Below are 24,739 nucleotides of genomic sequence, written 5' to 3'. Positions count from 1 at the left end.
ACCAACCCGTGACTGCGCAGATTCGGCACAATGCGGGCCATGTGTCTGCTCGCCCTGGCCTGGAAGGCCCACCCCCGCTGGCAGTTGCTGATGGCCGGCAACCGCGATGAATTCCACCAGCGCCCGACCGCCGCGCTGGCCGCCTGGCCCGCACCCGACCGCGGCCTGCTGGCCGGGCGCGACCTGCGCTCGGGCGGCACCTGGGCCGGTGTGGGTGCCGACGGCCGCATGGCCGTGGTGACCAACGTTCGCGACCCGCTGGCGCTGCAGGCTGGCCCGTCGCGCGGAGCCCTGGTGGCGGACTACCTGCGCGCGACCACCCCGGCCGCCGACTTCGTGGACACGCTCACCCGGGATGCGGCGACTTTCGCGCCGTTCAACCTGTTGCTGGCCGACCGCGACAGCTGCCAGTTCCTGGGCAACCACCCCCTGCTGAAGCAGGCACTGGCGCCCGGCGTCCACGGCATGTCCAACGGACCGCTCGACGCGCCGTGGCCGAAGACACTGCGCCTGAACGCCGCGATGCAGGCCTGGATCGACGCCGGCCGCGAGGACCTGGCCCCGCTGTGGGCGGCACTGGCCGACGAGACCCGTGCCGACGACAGCACCCTGCCCGATACCGGGATCGGCCTGGAACGCGAGCGCTGGTTGTCCTCGGCGTTCATCCGCAGCCCGGAGTACGGCACCCGCGCCAGCACGGTGATCGCGCTGGACGCTGATGGCCATGGGTTCATCCGTGAGCGTCGGTTCGACCCGTCCGGCGCCTGCATCGGCGAAACCGCATTGACCGTCGGTCCCGACGCGCCGGTGCCCATGCCCGCTGGCGGGTGAACGCGGCGCCCTGCCCCGCGCATCCAATCCACTGACGCCCCGCTCTTGTCCGGTACCGGTGCACCCGCACCGCTGGCGCACTGCGCCCCTGCTTACCGGACATCCCCATGAACCGCCGACTGACCCTGCTGCTCGCCACCCACGCCCTGACCCTCGCCGTTGGATTCGGCGCAGGCGTTTACCTGCTGCCGATCCTGACCGCGCCCGATGGCCCGAGCGCCGCGCTGGTAGCCGAGGCCATGGACAACAGCGACTACAGCGCACGCTTCGAGCGCACCTTGAGAGGCAGCGACCCGGTGCACTGGGCCGACGGAGCGGTCAGCGTAAGCGCCACTCAAATCGCCTTCGACGGCCGCATGGCGCCGGGCCCGGATTACAAGGTGTACCTGACCAACGCGTTCGTGGACACCCGCGGCGACTTCCTGCGCATCAAGCAGGACGCGCAGCTGATCGGCGACGTAAAGACGTTCGAGCGCTTCCTGCTGGACGTGCCGGCCAACGTGGACGTGAACGAATACACCACCGTGGTGGTGTGGTGCGAGGCGTTCTCGCAATTCATTTCGGCTGCGGAATACCGGAACGGCGGGGGATGACGCGCGGAAACAACGAACACCCGTCCGGCGCGATGACGCCGGACGGGTGATATCGAAAGAAGAGAGACGAAGCAGGCCGATAAGCCGGGTTTTGTCGTGGACAGTCATTCTTCTAGGCGCCACGTCACCGTGACGCTCAAGCAACCTACCCGGTCCCGACGCGGGCCGCGCCATGAGGACCCTATTTGGTCTTGCTCCAGGTGGGGTTTGCCGTGCCGGTCTGTTGCCAGACTCGCGGTGCGCTCTTACCGCACCATTTCACCCTTACCGGCTCCCCGAGGGGAACGTAGGCGGTATCTTTCTGTTGCACTTTCCGTCGGCTCGCGCCGCCCAGGCGTTACCTGGCACCTTGCCCTGCGGAGCCCGGACTTTCCTCGGCATCCCGTTTGACGGGGATGACGCGACTGCCTGGCCTGCTTCGCCAAACACATCTTAACACCGTTCGGATTGCGGCTTCGGAATTTTGAGCCGCGCGTTGCGCGGTGTCCGGCCAGCGGCCGGACCTACGAACCGTTACGTCGCGAGTTGGGATCTGGATACGGATGGGAAAGCAGCTGGCGTTTACGACCCGTACAACGCCTTGCGCGGTGCGCCGGTCAATTCCGCTGCCAGCTTGGCCGCGGTCGACGGCGGCAGGTGTTCGCTGAGCTTGGCGTACACGCGGCGCCCTTCGGCCAGCTGCGCTTCTTCATCGTTCGCCGCGCCCTGCACCATCACCACGAACTCGCCCTTGCGCTGGTTGTCGTCGGCTTCCACCTGCTGGAGCAGCCCCGCCAGATCTCCGTCGAGCACGGTCTCGAACAGCTTGGTGAGCTCGCGCGCCAGCACCGCGGGGCGGTCCGCGCCGAATGCGGCAGCCATGTCCGCGAGCGACTCCGCGATGCGGTGTGAGGATTCGTAGAACACCAGGGTGCGGGTTTCCCCCGCGAGGGCCTGCAGGCGCTCGCGTCGACCCGAGCCCTTGGCCGGCAGGAAGCCTTCAAAGGTGAAGCGGTCGCTGGGCAGGCCGGCCACGCTGAGCGCGGCAATCGCCGCGCAGGCGCCCGGCACCGGGCTGACCCGGATGCCCGCCGCGCGCGCGGCTCGCACCAGCCGGTAGCCGGGGTCGCTGACCAGCGGGGTGCCGGCATCGCTCACCAGCGCCAGCGATTCGCCGGCCTGCAGGCGCGCCACGATGCGCTGGGCCAGCGCCTCCTCGTTGTGGTCGTGCAGCGCCACCAGCGGTTGCTGGATGCCGAAATGGGCCAGCAGCTGGCCGCTGCGGCGGGTGTCCTCGGCGCAGATCGCGGCCACCGAACGCAGGACCTCCTGGGCCCGGGGCGTCAGGTCGGCCAGGTTGCCGATCGGGGTGGCAACGACATACAGCGTGGGGACAGCACTCATCGCAACGGCACTCACAGGTCAAGGGTAGAATCCTAACGTGTACGAGACCCCATCGAATGGACCTGATCATGAACAAGCCCGCCGCACGGATCTCCGCCCTGTCGTTGTCGCTGCTGCTGCTCGCCGGCTGCGCCACGACCAGCCTGACCAGCGCCCCGGATTCGCCGGCGCAGGGCCAGGCCCTGGCGCTGATCGACCAGGGCAAGCCGCGTGACGCCGCGGTGCAGCTGGAGGCGCTGGCCAACACGCTGCGCGGCAACGCGCGCAGCGCGGTGCTCGCCGATGCGGCCTTCGCCTGGCACGAGGCCGGCGACAATGCCCGCGCCCGCACCCTGCTGACCCAGGTCACCGCGCGCCAGCTCAGCGGCGCCAGCCTGCAGCGCTTCCACCTGACCAGCGCCGAACTGGCCCTGGCCGACAAGCAGCCAGCGCAGGCGCTGACCTTCCTCAAGGAATCCTCCGACACAGTGGCCGCCCCGCTGCGCACGCGCTGGCAGCTGGCCCGCGCCAACGCGCTGCAGGCCACCGGCGATGCGATCGGCGCTGCCACCGAGCGCGCCCGCGCGCACGCCGCGCTCAGCGGCCAGGCCCGCGCCGACAACCAGCAGGCCATTGCCGGGCTGCTCGGTACCCTCGACGATGCCACCCTGCGCGCCCGCGCCGCCGCGCTGCCGGCCAACGAGCCGCTGTACAACTTTGCCGGGCGCGCACTGATCGCACGCGGCCTGCCGCTGCCGCGCCCGTTCGACCGCGACGGCGTGGCCCAGTTCGATACGAGCAAGCGTGCGCCGGCGATGGCCGACGGCTACCGGCCGCCGGTGAAGATGGCGGTGCTGCTGCCGCTCAGCGGCCGCCTCGCCACCGCCGCACAGCCGGTGCGCGACGGCCTGCTCAGCGGCTACTACGGCGAAAGCCGGCAGCGCCCGGACATCCAGTTCATCGATACCGCCGGCACCCCGGACGGTGCCATTGCCGCGTACGACAAGGCGGTCGGCGCCGGTGCGGACTTCATCGTCGGTCCGCTCGGCCGCGACGAAGTGGACGCGGTATTCGGCCGCGCCCAGCTGCCGGTGCCGGTACTGGCCTTGAACCGCGGCAAGAGCAGCCCGCCGGCCGGCAGCGCCGGGTTCTCGCTGGCGCCGGAAGACGACGGCATCATCGCCGCCGAATTCCTGCGCGGCCGCGAGCGCAGCAAGGTGCTGGTGATCCACAGCAATGACGACAACGGCCGCCGCACCGCTGCCGCCTTCCGCGAGCGCTTCACCCAGCGCGGCGGCCAGGTGCTGGCCACGATGGGCGTGAACGATGCGGTCGGCGATATCGGCGCGCAGGTGCGTGCCGCCGGTGCGGTCGACGGCGTGCTGCTGGCGGTGAAGGCGCCGCAGGCGCGCGCGCTGGCCCCGCAGCTGGCCCTGGCCGGGGTGGGCGGCGCCACCCGCGTGGGCACCTCGCAGCTCACCCTGGGCACCGGCAAGCCGGAAGAAGACATGGCGCTGGACGGCATCGTCTACCCGAACGAAGCCTGGAACGTGCGGGGCGTGGCCGGCCTGCCCTCGGCCGCCACCGCCGGGCAGATGCTGCCGACCGCGCGCGGGGCGGCTGGGCGCCTGTTCGCGTTCGGGTTCGATGCGTGGAAGATCAGCGCGTACCTGGACAAGGTCGCCAACGAAGGCGGCCTGGCCGGCGCCACCGGCACCCTGTTCCTGGACAGCAACGGCAACGTGCTGCGGGTGCCGGCATGGTCGACCTTCAGCGGCGGCCGCCCGATGCCGGTGGCCAGCAACTGAGTGTGCCGTGGCGACGGCGCGGGCACAGCGGGGTGCGGCGGTGGAAACCGCTGCGCTCGCCCATCTGCGCGGCGCCGGGCTGAGCCCGCTCGCACGCAACGTGCGCTACAAGGGCGGTGAGCTGGACCTGGTGATGCGTGATGGCGTCACCACGGTGTTCGTTGAAGTGCGTTACCGCGCCGATGCACGTTTCGGCGGCGGCGCGACGTCGGTAGACCTGCGCAAGCGGCGCAAGCTGGTGCTGGCGGCGCAGCTGTTCCTGTTGGCGCACCCGGAGCTGGCGCGCGGGCCGTGCCGGTTCGATGTGGTGGAGGCCAGTGGCGAGCCGCCGCGGTTGAACTGGTTGCGGGATGCATTCCGGTTGGAGGATTGTTGATGGCTTCGATCATTGTCTTGAGGAGCCGGCCGGCGGCCGGCACTACCGGAACCTATGCACCTACCTGATGGATTCGTTGCCACGCTGTCCGCCTTGCTCGGCGAGGACGGCTGGCGTACCGATACTGCTGCCCTGGCCGCGCATGCGCAGGACAATTCGTGGCGGCATGCATTGCCGAGCGGCGTTGCGCTCCCCACCACGCGCGAGCAGGTGGTGGCCATCGTGCAGGCCTGCCGCGCGCACGCGGTGCCGATCGTGGCGCGCGGCGCCGGCACCGGTACCACCGGGGCGGCGGTGCCGGTCACTGGCAGCATCGTGCTGTCGTTGGCACGCATGAACCGCATCCTGGAGATCCAGCCGGGCAACCGCTGCGCGGTGGTGGAACCCGGCGTGCTCAACGGCGACCTGCAGCACGCGCTGGTGGAACACGGCCTGTTCTGGGCGCCGGACCCATCCAGCGCGGACATCTGCAGCATCGGCGGCAACCTGGCGTGCAATGCCGGCGGCCCGCGCGCGGTGAAGTACGGCACCAGCCGCGACAACGTGCTCGGCCTGGTCGCGGTGACCGGTGCCGGTGAGCTGATCCAGTGCGGCGGCGCCTACACCAAGGATGCCACCGGCTACGACCTGACCCATCTGCTGGTGGGCAGTGAGGGCACGCTGGCGGTGATCGTGGAAGCCACCCTGAAACTGACTCCGCTGCCGGTGACCCAGGCCGGGTTGCGCGTGCTGTACCGCGATGCCAATGCGGCCGCCGCCGCGGTGTCGCGGCTGATGGCGCAGCCTGTGGTGCCGACCCGCCTGGAATTCATGGACGCACGCAGCCTGGAGCTGCTGCGCCGGAACGGCGCCGAGGTGCCGCCCGCCGGCGCGATGCTGCTGGTCGAAGCCGATGGCGACCACGACACCCTGCCCTACCTGCTGCAGGCCCTGGCCACCGCTGCCGAAGGCGACGGCATCCTGGCGCTGGACGTGGCGATGGAAGGCAGCGCGCGCGAGAAACTGTGGGCGGCGCGCAAGGCGCTGTCGCCGGCGCTGCGCAGCATCGCGCCGGGCAAGATCAACGAAGACGTGGTGGTGCCGGTGTCGCGCATTCCCGACCTGGTCGCCGGGGTGCAGGCGCTGGCGCAGCAGTACGCCTTGACCATCGTCACCTTTGGGCATGCCGGCAACGGCAACCTGCACGTCAACATCCTGTACCACCCCGACGACGCCGACGAAAACGTACGCGCACACGCCGCGCTGCCGAAGATCTTCGAACTCACGCTGGCGCTGGGCGGCACGCTGTCGGGCGAACATGGGATCGGCCTGGCCAAGCGCGATTTCATGGCCCAGGCGTTCACCCCGGCCACGCTGGCGGCGATGCGGGCGATCAAGCAGGCACTGGATCCGGATGGGATCCTCAATCCGGGGAAGGTGTTGCCGCCTGCGTGAAGAGCAGCGGAGCAGAGCTCCGCTCTACGTGGGGGCGGCGCCGTTGGGTTACAGCTCGTTGAAGTGTTCGTAGCCGCTTGGGCCAGTTGATTCACTGCCGGTGCTGACGCCGTTGCCGGCGACGATGACGCCGACACGGGTGAGCGGCAGCGCCAGACGGCTGGCCAGCTCAGCCAGCGCTGCACGTTGTGCGGGCGCAGCGGTGAAACACAGTTCGTAGTCGTCGCCGCCGCGCAGCGCGGCATCGCGTGCATGGGCCAGGCCGATGCGGGCGCGCGCGGCTGCGGAAATGGGCAGCTGTTCGGGATCGATCTGCGCACCGACCCCACTGCGCTCGCAGATGTGGCCAAGGTCGGCGAGCAGGCCGTCGGAGATGTCCACTGCGGCACGCGCAATGCCCACCAGCGCAGTGCCCAGTGCCACCCGTGGCGTGGGCCGGGCCAGGCGCTGGCGCAGGTAATCGACCTGGGCGTCTCCGGCCGGGGAGCGCACGTCCAGCGTGCCGGCCTGCCACGCGCGCAGCGCGACTGCGGCATCGCCGAGCGTGCCGCTGACCCAGATGTCGTCGCCCACCTGGGCGGCGTCGCGGCGCAGTGCCGTGCCCGCGGCGACCTGCCCCATCGCGGTGACCGACAGCGACAGCGGGCCACGCGTGGTGTCGCCGCCGACCAGCACGATGTCATGCAGGTCGGCCAGGGCGAAGAAACCGTCGGCAAACGCATCCACCCACGCCGTTTCCGCGTCCGGCAGCGACAGCGCCAGCACGCACCACGACGGGCGCGCGCCCATCGAGGCCAGGTCGGACAGGTTCACCGCCAGGGTTTTCCAGCCAATGTCGTAGGGTGGGGTTTCGGCCGGGAAATGCACGCCGCTGTTAAGGGTGTCGGCGGTCACCACCAGCTGCTCGCCGGCACGCGGCTGCAGCAGCGCGGCATCGTCGCCGATGCCAAGCACCACGTCGGCACGCGCGCGGGTGCGCGTGCGGATGCGTTCGATCAGGGAGAATTCGGCAAGGGACATGGCATGCCCGGGCCGCGGCTCAGTGTCCGCTTTCGGTCTTGCGCCACTCGACCGCCGCGCGGTCCAGCACACCGTTGACATAGGTGTGGCCGTGTTCGGAACCGAAGCGCTTGGTCGACTCGATCGCTTCGTTGATCACCACGCGGTACGGCACGTCCTGGCGGTACAGCAGTTCATAGGCGGCCACGCGCAGCGCAGCGCGCTCGATCGCATCGACCTCGTCGATGCCGCGGTCCACGAACGGATCCAGCGCCTCGTCCAAGCTCTTGCGGTGGTCGAGCACGCCGTGCACCAGCGCTTCGAAGTAGGCCAGGTCGGCGATTTCGCGGGCCTGTTCGTGGGCGAACTGGGCGATCACCGACTGCGCGTTGCCGCCGGAGATCTGCCACGCGTAGATCGCCTGCAGGGCGCGACGGCGCGCGCGCGAGCGCAGCACGGGGTCGATGCCATCGCGGCGGACTGGCTTGCCGGAGGGCTTGCCCGGGTTTGGTTTGTTCACGGCAACTGCTCCAGAAGATTGACCATTTCCAACGCCGTCAGTGCGGCTTCCTCACCCTTGTTGCCGTGGCTGCCACCGGCGCGCGCTTCGGCGTCCTCGGCACGTTCCACGGCCAGCACGCCGTTGAGCACCGGCACGCCGAAGTCCAGCTGCACGCGCATCAGGCCTTCGGCGCAGCCATCGGCCACGTGTTCGTAGTGGCGGGTGTCGCCACGGATCACACAGCCCAGGGCGATGATCGCGGCATGCTCATGCGCGGCGGCCAGGCGGGCGGCCACCAGCGGCAGTTCCCAGGCGCCCGGGACGCGGATCACGTCGATGGCCGCTTCCTCGATGCCGTTGCCGGCCAGGCTCTGGCGCGCGCCGGCCACCAGCACGTCGGTGATGCGGGCGTTCCAGCGGCTGGCGAGGATGGCGAAACGGGCCTGTTCCGGTGTCCGGAGATCGCCTTCAAAGTGGCTCATGGTCGGCGTGGGGTCCATTTGATAGATGAATATTCTAGCGCATGGCCGCGTGTGGCCGGGTTGTCGCGCGCCAAGGGAGAGGTCTGGTGGAGAAGCCCCCTGAGTCAGGGGGCTGCCGCGAAGCGGCGGGGGTCTGGGTGATGGTAAGAGGGGCCCGCGATTTGCAAAGCAAATCGTGGGGCGTCAGCGCGCATGCGGTGACGGGTTCCCCACTGTGTCGATGATTTCCAGGCCGTAGCCGGCCAGGCCGATCTGGCGGCGCGGGGTGCCGAGCACGCGTAGCTTGCCCAGGCCGAGGTCGGACAGGATCTGGGCGCCGGCACCGTTGCGGCGCCACTGGCTCACGTCCTTGTCCTTGCCCGGGGTGACCGGCTGCGGCTGCTGGCGCAGCCGGGCCAGCAGGCTGTTGGTGTCGCGCGGGGCCGAGAGCACCACCATCACGCCACGCTCGGCGGCGGCAATGGCGCGCAGGGCGTCGGTGGCGGCCACGCCGAAATCGTCGCGGCGCCAGTGCAGCAGGTCGGCCAGCGGGTTCTCCACCTGGACCCGGACCAGGGTCGGTTCGGTGTCCGGGTTGCCGCGGACCAGGGCGAAATGGAGGTCGTGGGCGATCCGGTCGCGGTAGGTGACCAGCTTGAACGGGCCGAACTCGGTGTCGATGTCGCGCTCGTCGACGCGCTCGACCGTCTTCTCAGTGGCCAGCCGGTAGGCGATCAGGTCGGCAATCGAGCCGATCTTCAGGCCATGCTCGCGGGCGAACACTTCCAGCTCCGGGCGGCGCGCCATGCTGCCGTCCGGGTTGAGGATCTCCACCAGCACGCCGGCCGGTTCCAGCCCCGCCAGCATGGCCAGGTCGACGCCGGCTTCGGTGTGCCCGGCGCGGGTCAGCACGCCGCCCGGCTGGGCGATCAGCGGGAAGATGTGGCCCGGCTGGTGCAGGTCGGCCGGCTTCGCGTCGGGCTTCACCGCAGTGCGGATGGTGTGCGCGCGGTCGTAGGCGGAAATGCCGGTGGTGACCCCTTCGGCGGCCTCGATGCTGACCGTGAAGTTGGTCTGGAACTGCGCGGTATTGGCCTGCACCATCGGCGCCAAGCCCAGGTCGGCGGCGCGCTCGCGGGTCAGCGGCAGGCACACCAGGCCACGGCCGTGGGTGACCATGAAGTTGATGTCCGACGGCTTGACCAGCTCGGCGGCCATGATCAGGTCGCCTTCGTTCTCGCGGTCTTCGTCGTCGACGATGACCACCATGCGGCCGAGGCGGATGTCCTCGAGGATCTCGGGGATGGGGGCGAAATTCATGCGCGGGCTTCCTGTGCCGGGAGGGCGATCAGACGTTCGACATAACGGGCGACCAGGTCGATTTCCAGGTTCACCGCGCTGCCCACGCCGGTGGCGGCGAAGGCGGTGTTGGCCACGGTATGCGGAATCAGCGCGACCTCGAAGCCGGCATCGTCCACTTCATTGACGGTCAGGCTGACCCCGTCCACGCAGATCGAGCCCTTCTTCGCGATATAGCGCAGCAGTCCGGCCGGGGCGGCGAAGCGCCAACGCTGGGCGCGCGCATCCTCATGGATGGACAGCACCTGGCCCAGGCCGTCGACATGGCCGCTGACCAGGTGGCCGCCCAAGCGGTCGGTCGGGCGCATGGCCCGTTCCAGGTTGATCACAGCACCGGGGGCCAGCTGGCCCAGCGTGGTCAGGCCGAGCGTCTCGGTCGAAGCATCGGCCGCGAACGAGGTCGCGTCGAAGGCGACCACGGTCAGGCACACGCCGTTGATGGCGATGCTCTCGCCCATCTGCACGTGCTCGAACGGCAGGCTGCCAACATGGAAGGTGAAGCGGACATCGCCGCCAAGGGGATCGCGAGCGGCCAGGTGGCCGACGCCTTCGATGATTCCAGTAAACACTAACGTTCTCCGCGAAAAGTGAGCGAAAAACGCCGCAAGGCAAACAGGCGGGCGCAGGGCCGCAAAGGCCCTGTGGCACCGTCTTCTTTCATCCGGACTATACCGTCGGCTCCGGCATCGGACCGGATCTGCTGACCTTCCGGCGGAACCGGAAGCGCTCGCGGGCTCGTGCTTGCGCACCTACCGCCGGTGGGGAATCGCACCCCGCCCTGAAGACGTTTGTATACCGGCGAACCGGCCCGCCCATTGTACCAGCGCTGGCTGACCGGCCGCTTTCTGTGAAACTTTTGTTAATATGCGCGCCGCCCGGCGATGACCGCCGCGCTGCCGCCCACGATGGGTCGGCTGAAATGGACCTCATTTTCCAAGGAATTCGAATGCGCAAGATCATCGCACTGGCCGCCGCCCTGCTGGCCGCCGCCCCACTCGCCGCCTCCGCAGCAGACAGCATGAGCTACACCTGGGTCGAAGGCGGCTGGACCCAGCAGCAGATCAGCAACCCGGGCAGCAACCCCAAGCTGGACGGTGGCTACATCCGCGGTTCGTTCGCGATCGCCGAGCAGGTCTACGTGTTTGGTGGCTACAGCACCACCTCCAAGACCTACCACCTGGAAGACGACATCGGCGCGTTCCGCCTCAAGAACACGCTGGAACAGCCCGAGCTGGGCATCGGGTACCACATGCCGTTGACCGACCGCCTGGACTTCACGGCGGACGCGGCCTGGACCCGCATCAACAACGAGGTCAAGTTCGACGACGGCGTTGAAACCGACACCGTGAAGTTCCACACCAACGCAGGCCGCGGCTCGCTGGGCCTGCGTGGCAAGCCTTCGCGCGCCACCGAAGCCTGGCTGAAGGCCGGCTACATCGACGGCAGCGACATGGACGGCGTGTGGATCGGCACCGTCGGCGGCCAGGTCAGCTTCACCCGCAACTGGGGCATCGTCGGCGAAGTGCAGTACTACGACGACGTGACCCAGTACTCGGTGGGCGTGCGCGCCAGCTTCTGAGTTGCTGATCGGGCTGCACCCAATCGCGCCCTGATCGACGGGCCCCGCAAGGGGCCCGTTTTTTTTGCCTATCGATCTGCGATTTTCGATCAGTTCTGCGTTCGGCGGCGGGCCATGGATGTGACCCGCGGCCGGGAACGAACTCAGAGCCTTGCGTATCGTTCACTGGAAACCATACGCAGATAACGTACACTTATGCATGCCGTGTTTGTGGAACTGACTGGATTCGCCCGTAACCGGGCAGATCACCTTGATGACGCAGGCTTTCGAGAGCTGCAGCAGTGCCTGATGCGTCAACCGGAGCGCGGCGATCTGATCGTGGGTACGGGTGGGCTGCGGAAGGTCCGATGTGCTGACGAGGGCCGCCAGCGTGGCAAGCGTGGTGGCCTGCGGGTCATCTATTACTGGTGGCCCGAAGGTGCGCAGTTCTGGTTGTTCACGGTGTACGGCAAAGGCATCCAGGACGACCTGGATCCGGCACAACGGCAGCTTCTTTCGAGGCTGCTGGATCTGGAGCGAAAGGCGAGGAGCCCGACATGAAACGAGATATTTTCGCTGAGCTGGTCGAGGGCATGGAGGAGCTCGCCCAGGCGCGGGAAGGCAAGGCTACCCTGCGCACGCACGCGGTAAAACTGGCTGAACTACCGCCACTGGCGGCGACCGAGCTGATCGCCATCCGCGAGAAGCTCAACATGTCGCGACCGATTTTCGCCATGTACCTGCGGACCAACGCGCGGACCCTTGAGAACTGGGAGCAGGGGCGTGCACGGCCCAATGCGCAGGCTGCGACACTGATCCGGCTTGTCGAGGCGTATCCACAGACCGTGCAGCATCTGGCAGCGCTCGGTGCGGCTGCGGCGTAATTCCGTGCGACGGGATCACCAAGGACGCAGCAGCAACCGCAGGTCGTCGCCTACCTGACGCTGGTCTACCAGCCGCAGCCGACGCTGCTGTTCCATGGCGTGGATGCCCAGACCGGTCAGCAGCGGCCGGCCCTGTTCGCCCAACAGGGTCGGCGCCTGGTAGAGCAGGAGTTCGTCCACCCAGCCGCCGGCCAGCAGTGCGCCGCAGAGGGTGGCGCCGGCCTCGGTGTGCACTTCATTGATGCCGCGGTCGGCCAGCAGGGCCAGCACAGCGGCCAGGTTCAGGCGGCCGTCAACGCTGGGCACGCTGGCGAATTCGGCATCGGCAGCGTCCGGCGCGCTTACCGATGCGTCGTGCAGGTACAGGGTGGGCGCCCCACCCTCGCGCACGCGGGCGCATTCCAGCGAACGCAGGCGCGAGTCCAGCACCACCCGCAGCGGCGGGATCACCTCGGTGTCGGCCAGGCGTACGGTGAGCTGCGGGTCGTCGGCGAGTACGGTGTCGGCACCGGTCAGGATCGCGCCGGCGCGTGCGCGCCAATGCTGCACGTCTTCGCGGGCAGCGGCGCCGGTGATCCATTTGGAACTGCCGTCGGCCATGGCGGTCCGCCCGTCCAGGCTGGCGGCGAGCTTGACCCGCAGCCAGGGCCGGCCGCGCTCGAAGCGCGACAGGAATCCGAGGTTGAGCTCACGCGCTTGGGCGGCCATCAGGCCTTCAGCGACCTCGATGCCGGCCTCGCGCAACAGGGTGAAACCGCCACCGTCGACCTTCGGAAACGGATCGCGCATGGCGGCGACCACGCGCGAGACGCCGGCTTCGATCAGTGCGAGGGCGCAGGGTGGCGTGCGTCCGTAATGGGCGCAGGGTTCCAGGGTGACGTAGGCCGTGGCGCCACGCGCTTCCTCACCGGCCTGGCGCAGGGCAAACACTTCCGCGTGCGGGCCGCCGGTGCGCTGGTGCCAGCCTTCGCCGACCACGCGGTCGTTGTGGGCGATGACGCAGCCCACCATGGGGTTGGGCCGGGTGGTGAAGCGGCCGCGTTCGGCCAGGCGCAGGGCGTGCGCCATGTGCAGGTGGTCGAGGGTGGTGAAGGTGCTCATTACCTGATGGTAATGCAGAGCCCTGGATCAGCGGGGCAGAGCCCCGCTCTACCCTTTCTTTTTCTTGGTCAGGGCGATCACGTCGCCGAGGAGCTGCAGCTGTTCGGTGCTGGCCGGCAGCTCGCGTTCGAGCTTTTCGATTTCCTCGCGGAAATCGGCGACGTCTTCGAAGCTGCGGTAGACCGAGGCAAACCGGACATAGGCGACATGGTCAAGCTTGCGCAGTTCGTTCATCACGAACTCGCCGACCTTGATCGAGGGGATTTCGCGCTCGCCGCACATGCGCAGCTGCTGCATCACCGCGCGCACCGCCAGTTCGATCTTGTCTTCGGGGACCGGGCGCTTCTGCAGCGCGCGGTCGAAGCCGACCCGCAGCTTGCGCGCGTCGAACTGCTCGCGGCTGCCGTCGCTCTTGACGATCGCCGGCAGCTTCAATTCGATGGTTTCCAGGGTGCTGAAGCGCTCGTTGCAGGCCTCGCACTCGCGCCGACGGCGGATCGTCGCGCCGTCTTCGGAGACGCGCGAGTCGATCACCCGGGTATCGGCATGCTGGCAGAACGGACAGTACATGGAACGCCTTGCATCAGGAAAACGTCATGCCGTGGTCACGGCAGCGTCGCAACGGTACCTGAGAAGACTCCAGCGTACAAATCGGGACGTGGTTCATGGTTCCCGGCAGCGACGCCTGGCGCCGCTGCCGGGAGGTACATCAGCCGTAGACCGGGTACTTGCGGCACTGGGCGCTGACCGCGTCGCGGACGCGGGCGATCACCGCGGCATCGGCCGGGGCGTCGAGCACGTCGGCGATCAGGTTGGCCAGTTCCACGCAGTCCTGCTCGGTGTAGCCCCGGGTGGTCACCGCCGGGGTGCCCAGGCGCAGGCCCGAGGTCACGAACGGCGAACGCGGGTCGTTCGGCACCGAGTTCTTGTTGACGGTGATGTGGGCCTTGCCGAGGGCGGCTTCCGCGTCCTTGCCGGACACGTCCTTGCCGATCATGTCGACCAGCATCAGGTGGTTTTCGGTGCCGCCGGAGACGATCTTGTAGCCGCGCGCGATCAGGGTGGTGGCCATCGCCTGGGCGTTCTTGACCACCTGCTGCTGGTAGGCCTTGAAGCCCGGCTCCAGCGCTTCCTTGAAGGCCACGGCCTTGGCCGCGATGACGTGCATCAGCGGACCGCCCTGGATGCCCGGGAACACGATCGACTGCAGCTTCTTCTCGATCTCTTCGCCAGCGCCCTTGGCGATGATGATGCCGCCACGCGGGCCGCGCAGGGTCTTGTGGGTGGTCGAGGTGACCACGTGGGCGTGCGACAGCGGGCTCGGATAGACGCCAGCGGCGACCAGGCCAGCCACGTGCGCCATGTCCACGAACAGGTAAGCACCGACCTTGTCGGCGATGGCACGGAAGCGCGCCCAGTCCACCACCTGCGAATAGGCGGAGAAGCCGGCCACGACCATCTTCGGCGTGTGCTCCAGGGCCAGGCGCTCGACTTCGTCGTAATCGATCAGGCCCTGCTCGTTCACGCCGTACTGGACTGCGTTGAACAGCTTGCCCGAGGCATTGACCTTGGCGCCGTGGGTCAGGTGGCCGCCGTGGGCCAGGCTCATGCCCAGGATGGTGTCGCCCGGCTGCAGCAGCGCGAAGTACACCGCCTGGTTGGCCTGCGAGCCGCTGTGCGGCTGCACGTTGGCGTAGTCGGCGTCGAACAGCTGCTTGAGGCGGTCGATCGCCAGCTGTTCGGCGATGTCCACGTATTCGCAGCCCCCGTAGTAGCGCTTGCCCGGGTAGCCTTCGGCGTACTTGTTGGTCAGCTGGCTGCCCTGGGCTTCCATCACGGCCGGGCTGGTGTAGTTCTCGCTGGCGATCAGCTCGACGTGGTCTTCCTGACGCTGGGTTTCGGCGGCAATGGCCTTGGCCAGTTCGGGATCGTAGGTTTCGATGCGGACGTCACGCGGGAACATCGCTTACTCCAGGCAGAAGGGGGGAACAGCGGGCCTGTGATTGTAAGGCGGAACCGGGGCTGGAACGAAAAAGCGCGCCGGTGAGGGCGCGCTTGGGGTGGGGTCCGCGTCAGCCACGCAGGGCGTGGCTGCCCCGGGATTACCGGTTGATGATGTAGTCGGCGATGATGCCGGTGGCGATGGCGACCAGCAGCAGGTTGCCGCGGTCGTCGCGGATCCAGTGGTGGCCGTACGGCGGGCGGCGCACGGAGTAGCGGCTGTAGTCGTTGACCACGTAGACCGGGCCCCGGTAGTACTCGTTGTAGCGGTGGCCACGGGCCCAGCCATAGCCGCCGTAGACCGGGCGCGGCGGCGCCGGGCGGTAGACCACGCGCGGCGGCGGGGCCGGACGGTAGTAGCGGTGGTTGTCGTAGTAGCGGCGGTCGTGGCGGGCTTCGCGACGGTCTTCGCGCCACTCGCGGTGGTCCTCGCGACGCTCGCGACGGTCTTCATGGCGTTCACGACGATCCTCGTGACGTTCGTGCCTGTCGTGGCCACGGCCACGGTGGTCGTCGGCGAAGGCGGGGGCAATGCTGCCCAGTGCCAGCAGCGAGGCCACGGTTCCGACCACAATTCGATTCATAGGCATGATTGGCCTCGCTTGGTGGATTGACGCTTCCTATCATGCTGACGGCATCTGAACGGTTTCCGGCTGGAAACGGTTTCCATTTCGCGTTCGATGATGCCCCATTCAGGCAGTGGCAAGCCCCGCCCCACGGGCGGTTCGGCGGCTGGCGGCGCTTCCGGCTATAATTGACGCCATCCTTTTTCCTTCTGTTCCTGTTCCTGCCGGAACGGGCGCAGGGTTGCGCCTTCGGAGAGCTCATGTCCTCGCAATACATCTACACCATGAACCGCGTCAGCAAGGTGGTCCCGCCCAAGCGGCAGATCATCAAGGACATCTCGCTGTCGTTCTTCCCGGGTGCCAAGATCGGCCTGCTCGGCCTGAACGGCGCCGGCAAGTCGACGGTGCTGAAGATCATGGCCGGCGTGGATACCGACTTCGAGGGCGAAGCCCGCCCGCAGGCCGGCATCAAGGTCGGCTACCTGGCGCAGGAACCGGAGCTGGACCCGACCAAGACCGTGCGTGAAGCGGTCGAGGAAGGCGTGGGCGAGGTGCTGCAGGCCCAGGCCGCGCTGGACGCGGTGTACCTGGCCTATGCCGAGGAAGGCGCCGATTTCGACAAGCTGGCCAAGGAACAGGAGCGCCTGGAGGCGATCCTGGCCGCCGGCGATGCGCACACCCTGGAAAACCAGCTGGACGTGGCCGCCGACGCGCTGCGCCTGCCGCCGTGGGACGCGATCGTGGGCAAGCTGTCGGGTGGTGAAAAGCGCCGCGTGGCGCTGTGCCGCCTGCTGCTGCAGAAGCCGGACATGCTGCTGCTCGACGAACCGACCAACCACCTCGACGCGGAGTCGGTGGAATGGCTGGAACAGTTCCTGGCGCGCTACACCGGCACGGTGGTGGCGGTGACCCATGACCGCTACTTCCTGGACAACGCCGCCGAGTGGATCCTGGAACTGGACCGCGGCCGCGGCATTCCGTGGAAGGGCAACTACACCGACTGGCTGATGCAGAAGGAAGAGCGCCTGAAGCAGGAAGACAACCAGGAAAAGGCTCGCCAGAAGGCGATCCAGAAGGAACTGGAGTGGTCGCGCCAGAACGCCAAGGGTGGCCGCACGAAGGGCAAGGCGCGTCTGGCCCGCCTGGAAGAGCTGCAGTCGGTCGATTACCAGAAGCGCAACGAGACCAATGAAATCTTCATCCCGCCGGGCGAGCGCCTGGGCAACTCGGTGATGGAATTCAAGAACGTGTCGAAGAAGTTCGGCGACCGCCTGCTGTTCGACGACCTGAACTTCCTGGTGCCGCCGGGTGCGATCGTGGGCATCATCGGTCCGAACGGTGCGGGTAAGTCGACGCTGTTCAAGATGATCACCGGCCAGGAAAAGCCGGATTCGGGCGAGATCGTGGTCGGTCCGACGGTACAGCTGTCGTACGTGGACCAGAGCCGCGACGCGCTGGAAGGCAACCACAACGTGTTCCAGGAAATCGCGGGTGGCCTGGACATCCTCAACATCAACGGTGTCGAGATCCAGTCGCGCGCCTATATCGGCCGCTTCAACTTCAAGGGCCAGGACCAGCAGAAGCTGGTGGGTTCGCTGTCCGGTGGTGAGCGTGGCCGCCTGCACATGGCCAAGACCCTGCTGCAGGGTGGCAACGTGCTGCTGCTCGACGAACCGTCGAACGACCTGGACATCGAAACCCTGCGTGCGCTGGAAGATGCGCTGCTGGAGTTCCCGGGCAACACGTTCGTGATTTCGCATGACCGCTGGTTCCTGGATCGCATCGCGACCCACATCCTGGCGTTCGAAGGCGACTCGCACGTGGAGTTCTTCCAGGGCAACTACCGCGAGTACGAAGAAGACAAGCGCCGCCGCATGGGCGACGACGCCGCCCCGAAGCGCCTGCGCTTCAAGGCGCTGAAGTAACAGTGAAACGGCCGCGCTCGCGCGGCCGTTTTGTTCTGTGTGTTGGAAACAACGGCAACGGCAAAAGCGCGGCGTTTCGATTCATACGAGCTGGGGCGGGCGTCGGGCAGCCCCGCTCCGGGACACGCCGTGAATACGTCCATGTAGGCTGCTAGAAAACATCCATGTTTTCTAGCGTCCCTCCGGGGGCTACCCGCCGCCCGCCCCGATAAATTGTCGCGTGCGGTTGGAAAGAGCAGCCGGGCAGAGCCCGGCGCTACCGCGTTTCAGCGACTCACCGCCGCACTATCGGAGGGTCGGCGGGGGTGGGTTTGCGGGGGAATGAGCGGCATGGATGCCGCGACTTAGCCTCCATGGACGGATTCACGGCGTCCCCCGCAAACCCACCCCCGACGGCCCTAACCAGTGAAGCCCCCAGACGAGGGCTGTTGCTGTTGCTGTTGCTCTGCTTTTCCAATGGATCCCCCACCATGAAACTGTTTGAACGCCTGTTCCAGCTCGAAAAGCACGGCACCACCGTGCGCACCGAACTCCTGGCCGGGCTGACCACGTTCCTGACGATGTCCTACATCGTCTTCGTCAACCCCGACATCCTGTCCACCACCGGCATGGACCCGGGCGCTGTGTTCGTCGCCACCTGCCTGGCCGCCGCGCTGGGCTCGCTGGTGATGGCGTTCGCCGCCAATTTCCCGGTCGGCATGGCACCCGGCATGGGTTTGAATGCGTTCTTTGCCTTCACCGTAGTCGGCGCCGCCGGCCTGCCCTGGCAGCAGGCGCTCGCCGCCGTCTTCATTTCCGGCCTCGTGTTTCTCGCCCTTTCGCTGACCGGCGTGCGCGCCTGGCTCGTGGCCGGCATTCCCGCCTCCCTGCGCGCCTCGATTGTTGCAGGCATCGGCCTGTTCCTTGCCATCATCGCCCTGCAGAAATCCGGCGTCATCGTCGCCAACCCCGACACCCTGGTCGCGCTCGGCCCGCTCAACACCGCCCCGCCCCTGCTCGCCCTCGCCGGCTTCCTGCTGATTTCCATCCTTGAAGCACGCCGCATTAAAGGGGCCATCCTGATCGGCATCCTCGCCGTCACCGGCGCCGCCTGGCTGCTCGGCAACGTCCAGTACCACGGCATCGTCTCCCTGCCGCCCAGCCTCGCCCCCACCTTCCTCCAGCTCGACCTGCCCGGTCTGCTCCACCACGACGGCGGCGCACCACTCGCCGTGCTCCTGCAGGTCGTGCTCGTGTTCGTACTGGTCGAAGTGTTCGATGCCACCGGCACCCTGTACGGTGTGGTCGGCCGCGCCGGACTGCTCAAGCTGCCCGGCGCCCAGAAGCGGTTTGGCCGCGCCCTGCTCGCCGACAGCACTGCGATTGTCGCCGGCTCCCTGCTGGGCACCAGCAGCACTACTGCCTTTGCCGAGAGCGCCTCCGGCGTCCAGGCCGGTGGACGGACCGGGCTTACCGCATTGGTGGTGGCCGCCCTGTTCCTCGCCGCCCTGCTGTTCTCCCCGCTGGCCGGCATGGTGCCCGGTTACGCCACCGCGCCCGCGCTGCTGTTCGTTGCCGGGCTGATGCTGCGCGAGCTGGTCGATGTCGAATGGAACGACCTCACCGAATCCGTACCTGCCGCGCTGTGCGCGCTGGCAATGCCGTTCACCTACTCGATCGCGAACGGGTTGGCGTTCGGATTCATTGCCTATGCCGCGTTGAAAGCCGGTACCGGGCGCTGGCGTGAAGTGCATCCGGCGGTTTGGTTGGTGGCCGCATTGTTCGTGGCGCGGTACGCGCTCGAATAATTTTATCTATTCCGGCGGTAACTCGAATACCTGGCGCAGGTACGCCAGGTAGCCCGGGTCGTCGCACATGCTCTTGCCCGGCGAATCGCTGAGCTTGGCCACCGGCTGGCCGTTGCAGCGGACCATCTTGATCACGATGTTCAGCGGCGTCGGGCCCAGGTCGTTGGTCAGGTGCGTGCCGACCCCGAACGCCACCTGGCAGCGGCCACGGAAGTAATCGAACAGGCGCATCACCTTCTCGATGTTCAGCCCGTCGCTGAACACCAGCACCTTGCTGCGCGGGTCCACGCGGCGCTCCCTGAAATGCGCCAGCATCCGGTCGCCCCAGCTGAAGGGGTCGCCCGAATCGTGCCGCACCCCGTCGAACAGCTTGCAGAAGTACATGTCGAAGTCGCGCAGGAACGCCTCCAGCCCGACCACGTCCGACAGCGCGATGCCCAGGTCGCCCCGGTACTCCCGTGCCCACGACTCCAGCGCCGCCACCTGCGAATCGCGCAGCCGCGGCCCCAGCGCCTGGAATGCCTGCAGGTACTCGTGCGCCATCGTGCCGTGCGGCGTCATCCCGTACAGCCGCGCGAAATGCACGTTGCTGGTGCCCACGAACTGTTCGCCCAACGCCTCGCGCATCATCGGCAGCATGCGCGCATGCCAGTCGCGCGAGTAACGGCGGCGGCTGCCGTAGTCGGCGATGCGGCATAGCTCGAAGCCCGGCGTGTCGCGCAGCAGCGCGGTCTTGGCCTGCAGGCGGCGCTCGCCCTCGGCGAAATCCGGCGTGCTGGTGTTGCGGAACCAGACCTCGTTGATGATCGCCAGCAGCGGCACCTCGAACAGGATCGTGTGCAGCCACGGACCGGTGATGTCCAGCTCGATCTCGCCCGGCACCGTCTGCGACGCACGCAGGTCGATGTACTTGCGGTCCAGGTGGAACAGGCCGAGGAAGTCGGCGAAGTCCGGCTTCACGAAGCGCAGCCCGCGCATGTAATCCAGCTCTTCCGCCGTGAAGCGCAGCGTGCACAGGTGGTCGATTTCAGCGTTGATCTGGTCGATGTATGCCGCCAGGTCGATGCCGGGCGTGCGGCACTTGAACCGGTACTGCACCTGCGCGCCGGGGTGCTGGTGCAGCACCGCCTGCATCATGGTGAATTTGTACAGGTCGGTGTCGAGCAGCGATTGGATGATCATGCCGGGCAGTATGCACCCGGGAACATGTACCCACCATCGGCGGGTACCTAGCGCAGAAGCCTCGGCACCTGCGCGACGGCGTGGGCCCAGATCGCCCCCCATACCGCCACCTGCACCGCCAGGTTGCGGCGCGGCGCCTCGAACTTGCGGAAGTAGCGCCACAGGCCCCGGTGCTTGTGCCACTCCACGAAGAACGGCCGCGACCGGCTCGATACCCCGCGCACGTGCACCACCTGCAGGTCGTTGGCGATCGCCACCACCGCACCGGCCTCACGCGCGCGCCGGCACAGGTCCAGGTCTTCGGCATGCAGCCGGTAGCCCGCATCCCAGCCCCCGATGCGCTCGAACAGCGCGCGGGGCATCAGCAGCAGGGCCCCCGACAGCGCCGGCACCACCTGCAGCGTCTGCGCCGGATCGGCCGCAATCGCCAGCCGCGCGCCCTGCCCCGGATGGCGCAGCATCGCCGCGAAGTCCGGATCGCGACGGCGCACCGCCGCATCCGGCTGGCCCTGCTCGTCGACCTGCTCCACGCCCAGCACGCAGTCGCCCAGCGACTCCCCGCGCGCGCGCAGCAGCGCCAGCGTATCGGGGCCGACCATCAGGTCCGGGTTGATGAAGGCCAGCCACGGCGCATGGCTGTCGGCCACGCCCTGGTTGTTGGCCGCCGCGAAGCCGGGGTTGTCCGGGTTGGCGATGAAGCGCACGCGCGGATCCGCGCTGGCGTGGCGCTGCACGATATCCAGCGTGCCGTCGTCGGAATTGTTGTCCACCACCCGGATCTCGGCGACCTCGGCGGCGGCGCGCAACCGCGCCAGGCAGGCGTCCAGGGTGCTGGCGCTCTGGTAGCTGACGATCACAACGGCAATGCAGGGATTCAAACCGACGACTCCGGGGGCGGGGCGGGCGACGCGAACAGATCGCCCTGGGAACGCGGCATTATCGCCTGCTGGTGCAGGCGCTGCAGGTCCTGGCGCAGCTGCAGCAGCGGGTCGCCCATCAGGAACCCGGCCAGGCGCGGCTGCCAGGCCGGCCAGCGCGTGCCCAGCGCCTCCATGTCGCCGTCCTGCGCCTGCGCCTCGCGTTCGCGCGCGACGAAGGCGTTTTCGCACAGCGCGTTGCGCCAGCCCAACCCCGCCATGCGCAGGCTCAGGTCGACCAGCGCCGCGTTCCACGAGGCATAGCTGTGCATGTCCAGGCCGCCCGCCTTGCGCCGCGCGTTGGCCCGCAGCAGCACCGCATGGGTCACCGCCGAGGGCAGCTCCGGGTGCAGGCTGGGCAGTGCCGCGCAGGCCTGGGCCATCGCGTCCAGGTTTTCTGGAACCGGATCGATCTCGCCCAGTCGCGGCCACGCGGCGGTTTCGCCGGCGTTGCACCACGGCGTCGCCGAGCCGATCGAGGCATCGCGGGCGAAGCACGCATCGAGCTGCTGCAGCCAGCCTGGCGCGGGCACTGCGTCGGGCGCCAGCACCACCACGTCGCTGCCCTCGCAGGCGCGCAGCATTTCATCCAGGTGGGCGACTTCGCCGATCGGGCGCGCACGGCGGGTGTATTCGGCGCGCAGCGGTGTATGCGCCAGCCAGTGCTCGATCACCGCCTGCGCGCGCGGCCCGGCCTGGCCGTCGTCGGCCAGCCATACCGGCGTTCCGGGCGGACTGCCGGCGTCCAGCGCGGCCAGGCAGCGGTCCAGGGCGCTGTCATCGACCGCGATCGGCAGCAACACGATCGTCCCCATCCCTTCCCCTCTGCGCGGCGTCGTGCCCGCAGCGTAGCAGGCGCGGCCGCCAACCGCGCAGCCGCCGCCGGTTCAGCGCTTCGGGCGGGCCGGGAACGGCTCCATCGCGCGGAAGCGGTTGCTGTATTCGTCGGTCAGGTTCCGCGACTCCTGCGCGTTGCGCACGATGGTCGGGGTGAGCAGCACGATCACCTCCGAACGCCCGCTGACCTGGGTCTTCTTGCCGAACAGGGCGCCGAGCACCGGGATCCGGCTCAGCCCCGGCACGCCGTCGGCGCCGGTTTCGTCGTTGTTGGTGATCAACCCGGCCAGCATGATGGTGTCGCCGCTCTGCACCGCCGCTTCGGTGGAGATCTTGCGGGTGTTGATCGGCGGGTTGCAGGTGGTGCGGGTCGGGTCGCAACCGGACGGAATTGCGCCGGCCGAACTGACCTCCTGCACGATGTCCAGGAACACCACGCCGTCGCGGGTGATGCGCGGGCGCACCTTGAGGATCACGCCGGTGTCCAGGTACTGGACCTGGCTGTAGGTGTTGTCGCCACCGACGCCGGTGTTCACCGACACCGAGTTGATCGGGATCTGGGTACCCACGTTGAGGGTGGCTTCGGCATTGTTGCGCACGAAGATCGACGGGGTCTGCAGCAGGCGCAGGTTGCTGACCTTGTCCAGCGCGGTCACCACCGCCGCCGCGTTCTTGCCGAGGAAGGTCCAGCCCAGCCCGGTGTCGCCGACCCGGCCGGAAATGCTGCCCCAGATCGAGCGGCCGAGCGCGCTGGGCAGGTCGATGCCGCTTTCGGTCTTGCCGGTCTGCACCGCCTGCTCGAAGAACCAGTTCACGCCGTAGCTGAGGTCGCCGGTCAGCGCCACTTCCGCCACCTGCGCTTCGATGTGCACCTGCATCGGCATCACGTCGAGCTTTTCGATCACTTCGCGGATCGAGCGCCAGGCCTGCGGGGTGGAGCGCACCAGCAGCGTGTTGGTTTCCTCGACCGCGGAAACGCCGACCGAATCGCCCTGCACTTCCAGGTTGAAGCTGGCGTTGCCGGACTGGCGCTGCGGCAGATTCATGGTGCCGTCGCCCATGCCGCCGGTGCGGTTGGTGCCGCCGGTGCTGGCGTTACCGCTGTTGAGGCTGGAGCCGCCGGTGCCATCCTGGCTGCTCAGGTTCTGGATGGTCGCGCCCGGCGCCAGCGAGGTGTCGAAGCTCCGCCCCCCGCGTCCATTCTCGCTGGCGAAGGCTTCGGCCAGGCGTTCGGCCAGGTCCTTGGCCTTGATGTAGCGCAGCTCGTAGGAAAACAGCCGAGCGCTGCCACCGGCGGTGTCGATGCGCTCCAGCCACTGCTGGATCTGGTCCAGGTAGCGCGCCTGCGGGGTGATCACCAGCACCGCATTGGCGTTTTCCAGCGGCAGGAAGCGGAACATGCCTGCGCTGGGGGTCTTGCTTTCTTCACCGAACACTTTTTCGAGGTCGGCGGCGACCTGTTCGGCCTTGCCGGTCTGGATCGGGAACACGCCCACCGACATGCCCGACAGCCAGTCCACGTCGAAGATCTCGACCGTGCGCAGGTAGTTCTCAAGCTCCGCGCGGGTGCCGCCCAGGGTGATCACGTTGCGGCCGCCGTCGACATTGACGATGGCGTTGGGCCGCGCGTACGGCTCCAGCACCTTCTTCATTTCGGTGGCCGAGATGTACTGCAGCGGCACCACCCGCACTTCAAAGCCGCGTGCGTTGGCGGCCGGTGCGGTGCTCGGCGCCACGGTGCCGGCCAGCGCCTGGTCGGCGGCAACGATGTTGTAGCGGCCGCCGCTGTAGACCATGCGCGCGTTGTTCCAGCCCAGCACCATTTCCAGCAGGTTGAGCGCCTGCGCCGAGGACACCGGCTTGGGCGTGGCCAGGGTCACGGTGCCCTGCACGCCGGGGGCGATCACGTAGTTCTGGCCGAGCATGTCGCCCAGGATCGCCTTGACCACCGCGTGCACCGACTCGCCTTCGAAGTTGAAGGTGGCGGTGCCGGTGCTGGCCTGCGACAGCGCCGGCGACGGCGCTGCCGCCGCGCTGCGGTTGATCATGGTGCCACTGCCACGGCGGATCACCGGCTGCGGCGAGCCTTCGCCCAGCGGCTGCGCGTCGACGCCGTCATGCGAGCCGTCGCCGGCCACGACCTGGTGCTTGCCGGTGAGGTTCGCATTGCGCTGCACCTCGGGAGCGGGCACGGAAGCGCAGCCTGCAAGCAGGGCGACGGCGAACGACAGGGAGAAAAGGCGCAATGTCATGCTT

General features: G+C 68.1%; 24 protein-coding genes, 1 other RNA gene and 1 riboswitch. Of the genes, 10 read left to right on the top strand and 15 right to left on the bottom strand.

Going from position 1 to position 24,739, the window contains the following annotated elements; genetic code table 11:
- The first annotated feature begins 39 nt into the window (after positions 1-39).
- Positions 40-831, top strand: coding sequence for an NRDE family protein (locus C2U58_RS13900; protein ID WP_102946382.1), 792 nt, complete (start codon positions 40-42; stop codon positions 829-831).
- A gap of 107 nt (positions 832-938) precedes the next feature.
- Positions 939-1,424, top strand: coding sequence for a DM13 domain-containing protein (locus C2U58_RS13895; protein ID WP_102946381.1), 486 nt, complete (start codon positions 939-941; stop codon positions 1,422-1,424).
- Positions 1,425-1,488: 64 nt separating this feature from the next.
- On the opposite strand, the gene rnpB is transcribed toward C2U58_RS13895, so the two are convergent.
- Positions 1,489-1,844: RNase P RNA component class A (gene rnpB / locus C2U58_RS13890), an RNA gene on the bottom strand.
- A 141-nt stretch (positions 1,845-1,985) separates the two neighbouring features.
- The gene (gene rsmI, locus C2U58_RS13885; RefSeq protein WP_070207771.1) at positions 1,986-2,807 is read right to left on the bottom strand and encodes a 16S rRNA (cytidine(1402)-2'-O)-methyltransferase; all 822 of its coding nucleotides are present in this window, start codon (positions 2,805-2,807) and stop codon (positions 1,986-1,988) included.
- Between the two features lie 68 nt (positions 2,808-2,875).
- Here rsmI and C2U58_RS13880 point away from each other — a divergent pair, with 68 nt between their 5' ends.
- The 3 genes from C2U58_RS13880 to C2U58_RS13870 are packed head-to-tail and all read left to right on the top strand — an operon-like array spanning position 2,876 to position 6,404.
- Positions 2,876-4,594, top strand: coding sequence for a penicillin-binding protein activator (locus C2U58_RS13880; RefSeq protein ID WP_102946481.1), 1,719 nt, complete (start codon positions 2,876-2,878; stop codon positions 4,592-4,594).
- Between the two features lie 7 nt (positions 4,595-4,601).
- A complete protein-coding gene (locus tag C2U58_RS13875) occupies positions 4,602-4,970 on the top strand; it encodes a YraN family protein (protein ID WP_102946380.1) in 369 nt (122 codons plus the stop codon).
- A gap of 54 nt (positions 4,971-5,024) precedes the next feature.
- On the top strand, positions 5,025-6,404 hold the full coding sequence (locus tag C2U58_RS13870) for an FAD-linked oxidase C-terminal domain-containing protein (RefSeq protein WP_102946379.1): 1,380 nt from the start codon (positions 5,025-5,027) through the stop codon (positions 6,402-6,404).
- A gap of 48 nt (positions 6,405-6,452) precedes the next feature.
- On the opposite strand, the gene thiL is transcribed toward C2U58_RS13870, so the two are convergent.
- The 5 genes from thiL to C2U58_RS13845 all read right to left on the bottom strand — a co-directional run bounded on the left by thiL (position 6,453) and on the right by C2U58_RS13845 (position 10,294).
- Positions 6,453-7,424 (bottom strand): thiamine-phosphate kinase, encoded by a 972-nt coding sequence (gene thiL, locus C2U58_RS13865; protein WP_102946378.1) that lies wholly within the window; start codon positions 7,422-7,424, stop codon positions 6,453-6,455.
- A gap of 19 nt (positions 7,425-7,443) precedes the next feature.
- A complete protein-coding gene (nusB, locus tag C2U58_RS13860) occupies positions 7,444-7,923 on the bottom strand; it encodes a transcription antitermination factor NusB (protein WP_102946377.1) in 480 nt (159 codons plus the stop codon).
- Entirely contained in the window at positions 7,920-8,387 is a 468-nt protein-coding gene (gene ribH, locus C2U58_RS13855; protein ID WP_102946480.1) for a 6,7-dimethyl-8-ribityllumazine synthase, read from the bottom strand. The genes nusB and ribH overlap by 4 nt, the downstream gene beginning before the upstream one ends.
- 183 nt (positions 8,388-8,570) lie before the next feature.
- Positions 8,571-9,686, bottom strand: coding sequence for a 3,4-dihydroxy-2-butanone-4-phosphate synthase (gene ribB / locus C2U58_RS13850; RefSeq protein WP_102946376.1), 1,116 nt, complete (start codon positions 9,684-9,686; stop codon positions 8,571-8,573).
- The gene (locus tag C2U58_RS13845; protein ID WP_102946375.1) at positions 9,683-10,294 is read right to left on the bottom strand and encodes a riboflavin synthase; all 612 of its coding nucleotides are present in this window, start codon (positions 10,292-10,294) and stop codon (positions 9,683-9,685) included. The genes ribB and C2U58_RS13845 overlap by 4 nt, the downstream gene beginning before the upstream one ends.
- Positions 10,295-10,370: 76 nt before the next feature.
- A riboswitch (FMN riboswitch) is annotated at positions 10,371-10,515 on the bottom strand.
- A 156-nt stretch (positions 10,516-10,671) separates the two neighbouring features.
- Here C2U58_RS13845 and C2U58_RS13840 point away from each other — a divergent pair.
- The 3 genes from C2U58_RS13840 (at position 10,672) to C2U58_RS13830 (ending at position 12,167) form a co-directional block, all read left to right on the top strand.
- Positions 10,672-11,304: an outer membrane beta-barrel protein gene (locus tag C2U58_RS13840; protein WP_102946374.1), complete on the top strand. Its 633-nt coding sequence runs from the start codon at positions 10,672-10,674 to the stop codon at positions 11,302-11,304.
- 204 nt (positions 11,305-11,508) lie between these two features.
- On the top strand, positions 11,509-11,844 hold the full coding sequence (locus tag C2U58_RS13835) for a hypothetical protein (RefSeq protein ID WP_216362404.1): 336 nt from the start codon (positions 11,509-11,511) through the stop codon (positions 11,842-11,844).
- Entirely contained in the window at positions 11,841-12,167 is a 327-nt protein-coding gene (locus C2U58_RS13830) for a transcriptional regulator (protein ID WP_102946372.1), read from the top strand. The genes C2U58_RS13835 and C2U58_RS13830 overlap by 4 nt, the downstream gene beginning before the upstream one ends.
- 15 nt (positions 12,168-12,182) lie before the next feature.
- Here the strand turns inward: C2U58_RS13830 and ribD are convergent, their stop codons facing one another.
- The 4 genes from ribD to C2U58_RS13810 all read right to left on the bottom strand — a co-directional run bounded on the left by ribD (position 12,183) and on the right by C2U58_RS13810 (position 15,859).
- On the bottom strand, positions 12,183-13,268 hold the full coding sequence (ribD, locus tag C2U58_RS13825; protein WP_102946371.1) for a bifunctional diaminohydroxyphosphoribosylaminopyrimidine deaminase/5-amino-6-(5-phosphoribosylamino)uracil reductase RibD: 1,086 nt from the start codon (positions 13,266-13,268) through the stop codon (positions 12,183-12,185).
- Between the two features lie 48 nt (positions 13,269-13,316).
- On the bottom strand, positions 13,317-13,838 hold the full coding sequence (nrdR, locus tag C2U58_RS13820) for a transcriptional regulator NrdR (protein WP_070207761.1): 522 nt from the start codon (positions 13,836-13,838) through the stop codon (positions 13,317-13,319).
- 139 nt (positions 13,839-13,977) lie between these two features.
- Positions 13,978-15,231 (bottom strand): serine hydroxymethyltransferase, encoded by a 1,254-nt coding sequence (gene glyA, locus C2U58_RS13815; protein ID WP_102946370.1) that lies wholly within the window; start codon positions 15,229-15,231, stop codon positions 13,978-13,980.
- A 139-nt stretch (positions 15,232-15,370) separates the two neighbouring features.
- Positions 15,371-15,859 carry an RcnB family protein gene (locus C2U58_RS13810; protein WP_102946369.1) on the bottom strand — a complete coding sequence of 163 codons (489 nt, stop codon included), beginning with the start codon at positions 15,857-15,859 and terminating at the stop codon, positions 15,371-15,373.
- A gap of 236 nt (positions 15,860-16,095) precedes the next feature.
- Here C2U58_RS13810 and ettA point away from each other — a divergent pair, with 236 nt between their 5' ends.
- Positions 16,096-17,760, top strand: a complete 1,665-nt coding sequence (gene ettA / locus C2U58_RS13805; RefSeq protein WP_070207759.1) for an energy-dependent translational throttle protein EttA — start codon at positions 16,096-16,098, stop codon at positions 17,758-17,760.
- Between the two features lie 470 nt (positions 17,761-18,230).
- The gene (locus C2U58_RS13800) at positions 18,231-19,547 is read left to right on the top strand and encodes an NCS2 family permease (protein ID WP_102946368.1); all 1,317 of its coding nucleotides are present in this window, start codon (positions 18,231-18,233) and stop codon (positions 19,545-19,547) included.
- A gap of 6 nt (positions 19,548-19,553) precedes the next feature.
- Here C2U58_RS13800 and pncB read toward each other — a convergent pair whose 3' ends face one another.
- The 4 genes from pncB to gspD form a co-directional block, all read right to left on the bottom strand.
- The gene (pncB, locus tag C2U58_RS13795; RefSeq protein WP_102946367.1) at positions 19,554-20,729 is read right to left on the bottom strand and encodes a nicotinate phosphoribosyltransferase; all 1,176 of its coding nucleotides are present in this window, start codon (positions 20,727-20,729) and stop codon (positions 19,554-19,556) included.
- Between the two features lie 47 nt (positions 20,730-20,776).
- Positions 20,777-21,607, bottom strand: a complete 831-nt coding sequence (locus tag C2U58_RS13790; RefSeq protein ID WP_102946366.1) for a glycosyltransferase family 2 protein — start codon at positions 21,605-21,607, stop codon at positions 20,777-20,779.
- On the bottom strand, positions 21,604-22,461 hold the full coding sequence (locus C2U58_RS13785) for a glycosyltransferase (RefSeq protein WP_102946365.1): 858 nt from the start codon (positions 22,459-22,461) through the stop codon (positions 21,604-21,606). The genes C2U58_RS13790 and C2U58_RS13785 overlap by 4 nt, the downstream gene beginning before the upstream one ends.
- A 72-nt stretch (positions 22,462-22,533) precedes the next feature.
- Positions 22,534-24,735 carry a type II secretion system secretin GspD gene (gspD, locus tag C2U58_RS13780; RefSeq protein ID WP_102946364.1) on the bottom strand — a complete coding sequence of 734 codons (2,202 nt, stop codon included), beginning with the start codon at positions 24,733-24,735 and terminating at the stop codon, positions 22,534-22,536.
- Between the last annotated feature and the right edge of the window lie 4 nt (positions 24,736-24,739).

The organism is Stenotrophomonas sp. VV52, assembly GCF_002893095.1.
In the GTDB taxonomy this organism is placed as follows: Bacteria; Pseudomonadota; Gammaproteobacteria; order Xanthomonadales; family Xanthomonadaceae; genus Stenotrophomonas; species Stenotrophomonas aracearum.
Note: the sequence above shows the minus strand (reverse complement) of the source record. Positions and strands in the feature narration are given on the sequence as shown.

Coding starts and splice junctions, on each gene's coding strand:
- rsmI (WP_070207771.1), bottom strand. CDS start 2,807: ATGAGTGCTGTCCCCACGCTGTATGTCGTTGCCACCCCGATCGGCAAC.
- thiL (WP_102946378.1), bottom strand. CDS start 7,424: ATGTCCCTTGCCGAATTCTCCCTGATCGAACGCATCCGCACGCGCACC.
- ettA (WP_070207759.1), top strand. CDS start 16,096: ATGTCCTCGCAATACATCTACACCATGAACCGCGTCAGCAAGGTGGTC.
- C2U58_RS13870 (WP_102946379.1), top strand. CDS start 5,025: ATGCACCTACCTGATGGATTCGTTGCCACGCTGTCCGCCTTGCTCGGC.
- C2U58_RS13900 (WP_102946382.1), top strand. CDS start 40: ATGTGTCTGCTCGCCCTGGCCTGGAAGGCCCACCCCCGCTGGCAGTTG.
- C2U58_RS13880 (WP_102946481.1), top strand. CDS start 2,876: ATGAACAAGCCCGCCGCACGGATCTCCGCCCTGTCGTTGTCGCTGCTG.
- C2U58_RS13895 (WP_102946381.1), top strand. CDS start 939: ATGAACCGCCGACTGACCCTGCTGCTCGCCACCCACGCCCTGACCCTC.
- ribD (WP_102946371.1), bottom strand. CDS start 13,268: ATGAGCACCTTCACCACCCTCGACCACCTGCACATGGCGCACGCCCTG.
- C2U58_RS13840 (WP_102946374.1), top strand. CDS start 10,672: ATGCGCAAGATCATCGCACTGGCCGCCGCCCTGCTGGCCGCCGCCCCA.
- pncB (WP_102946367.1), bottom strand. CDS start 20,729: ATGATCATCCAATCGCTGCTCGACACCGACCTGTACAAATTCACCATG.
- C2U58_RS13800 (WP_102946368.1), top strand. CDS start 18,231: ATGAAACTGTTTGAACGCCTGTTCCAGCTCGAAAAGCACGGCACCACC.
- ribB (WP_102946376.1), bottom strand. CDS start 9,686: ATGAATTTCGCCCCCATCCCCGAGATCCTCGAGGACATCCGCCTCGGC.
- nrdR (WP_070207761.1), bottom strand. CDS start 13,838: ATGTACTGTCCGTTCTGCCAGCATGCCGATACCCGGGTGATCGACTCG.
- C2U58_RS13830 (WP_102946372.1), top strand. CDS start 11,841: ATGAAACGAGATATTTTCGCTGAGCTGGTCGAGGGCATGGAGGAGCTC.
- glyA (WP_102946370.1), bottom strand. CDS start 15,231: ATGTTCCCGCGTGACGTCCGCATCGAAACCTACGATCCCGAACTGGCC.
- gspD (WP_102946364.1), bottom strand. CDS start 24,735: ATGACATTGCGCCTTTTCTCCCTGTCGTTCGCCGTCGCCCTGCTTGCA.
- ribH (WP_102946480.1), bottom strand. CDS start 8,387: ATGAGCCACTTTGAAGGCGATCTCCGGACACCGGAACAGGCCCGTTTC.
- C2U58_RS13785 (WP_102946365.1), bottom strand. CDS start 22,461: ATGGGGACGATCGTGTTGCTGCCGATCGCGGTCGATGACAGCGCCCTG.
- C2U58_RS13810 (WP_102946369.1), bottom strand. CDS start 15,859: ATGCCTATGAATCGAATTGTGGTCGGAACCGTGGCCTCGCTGCTGGCA.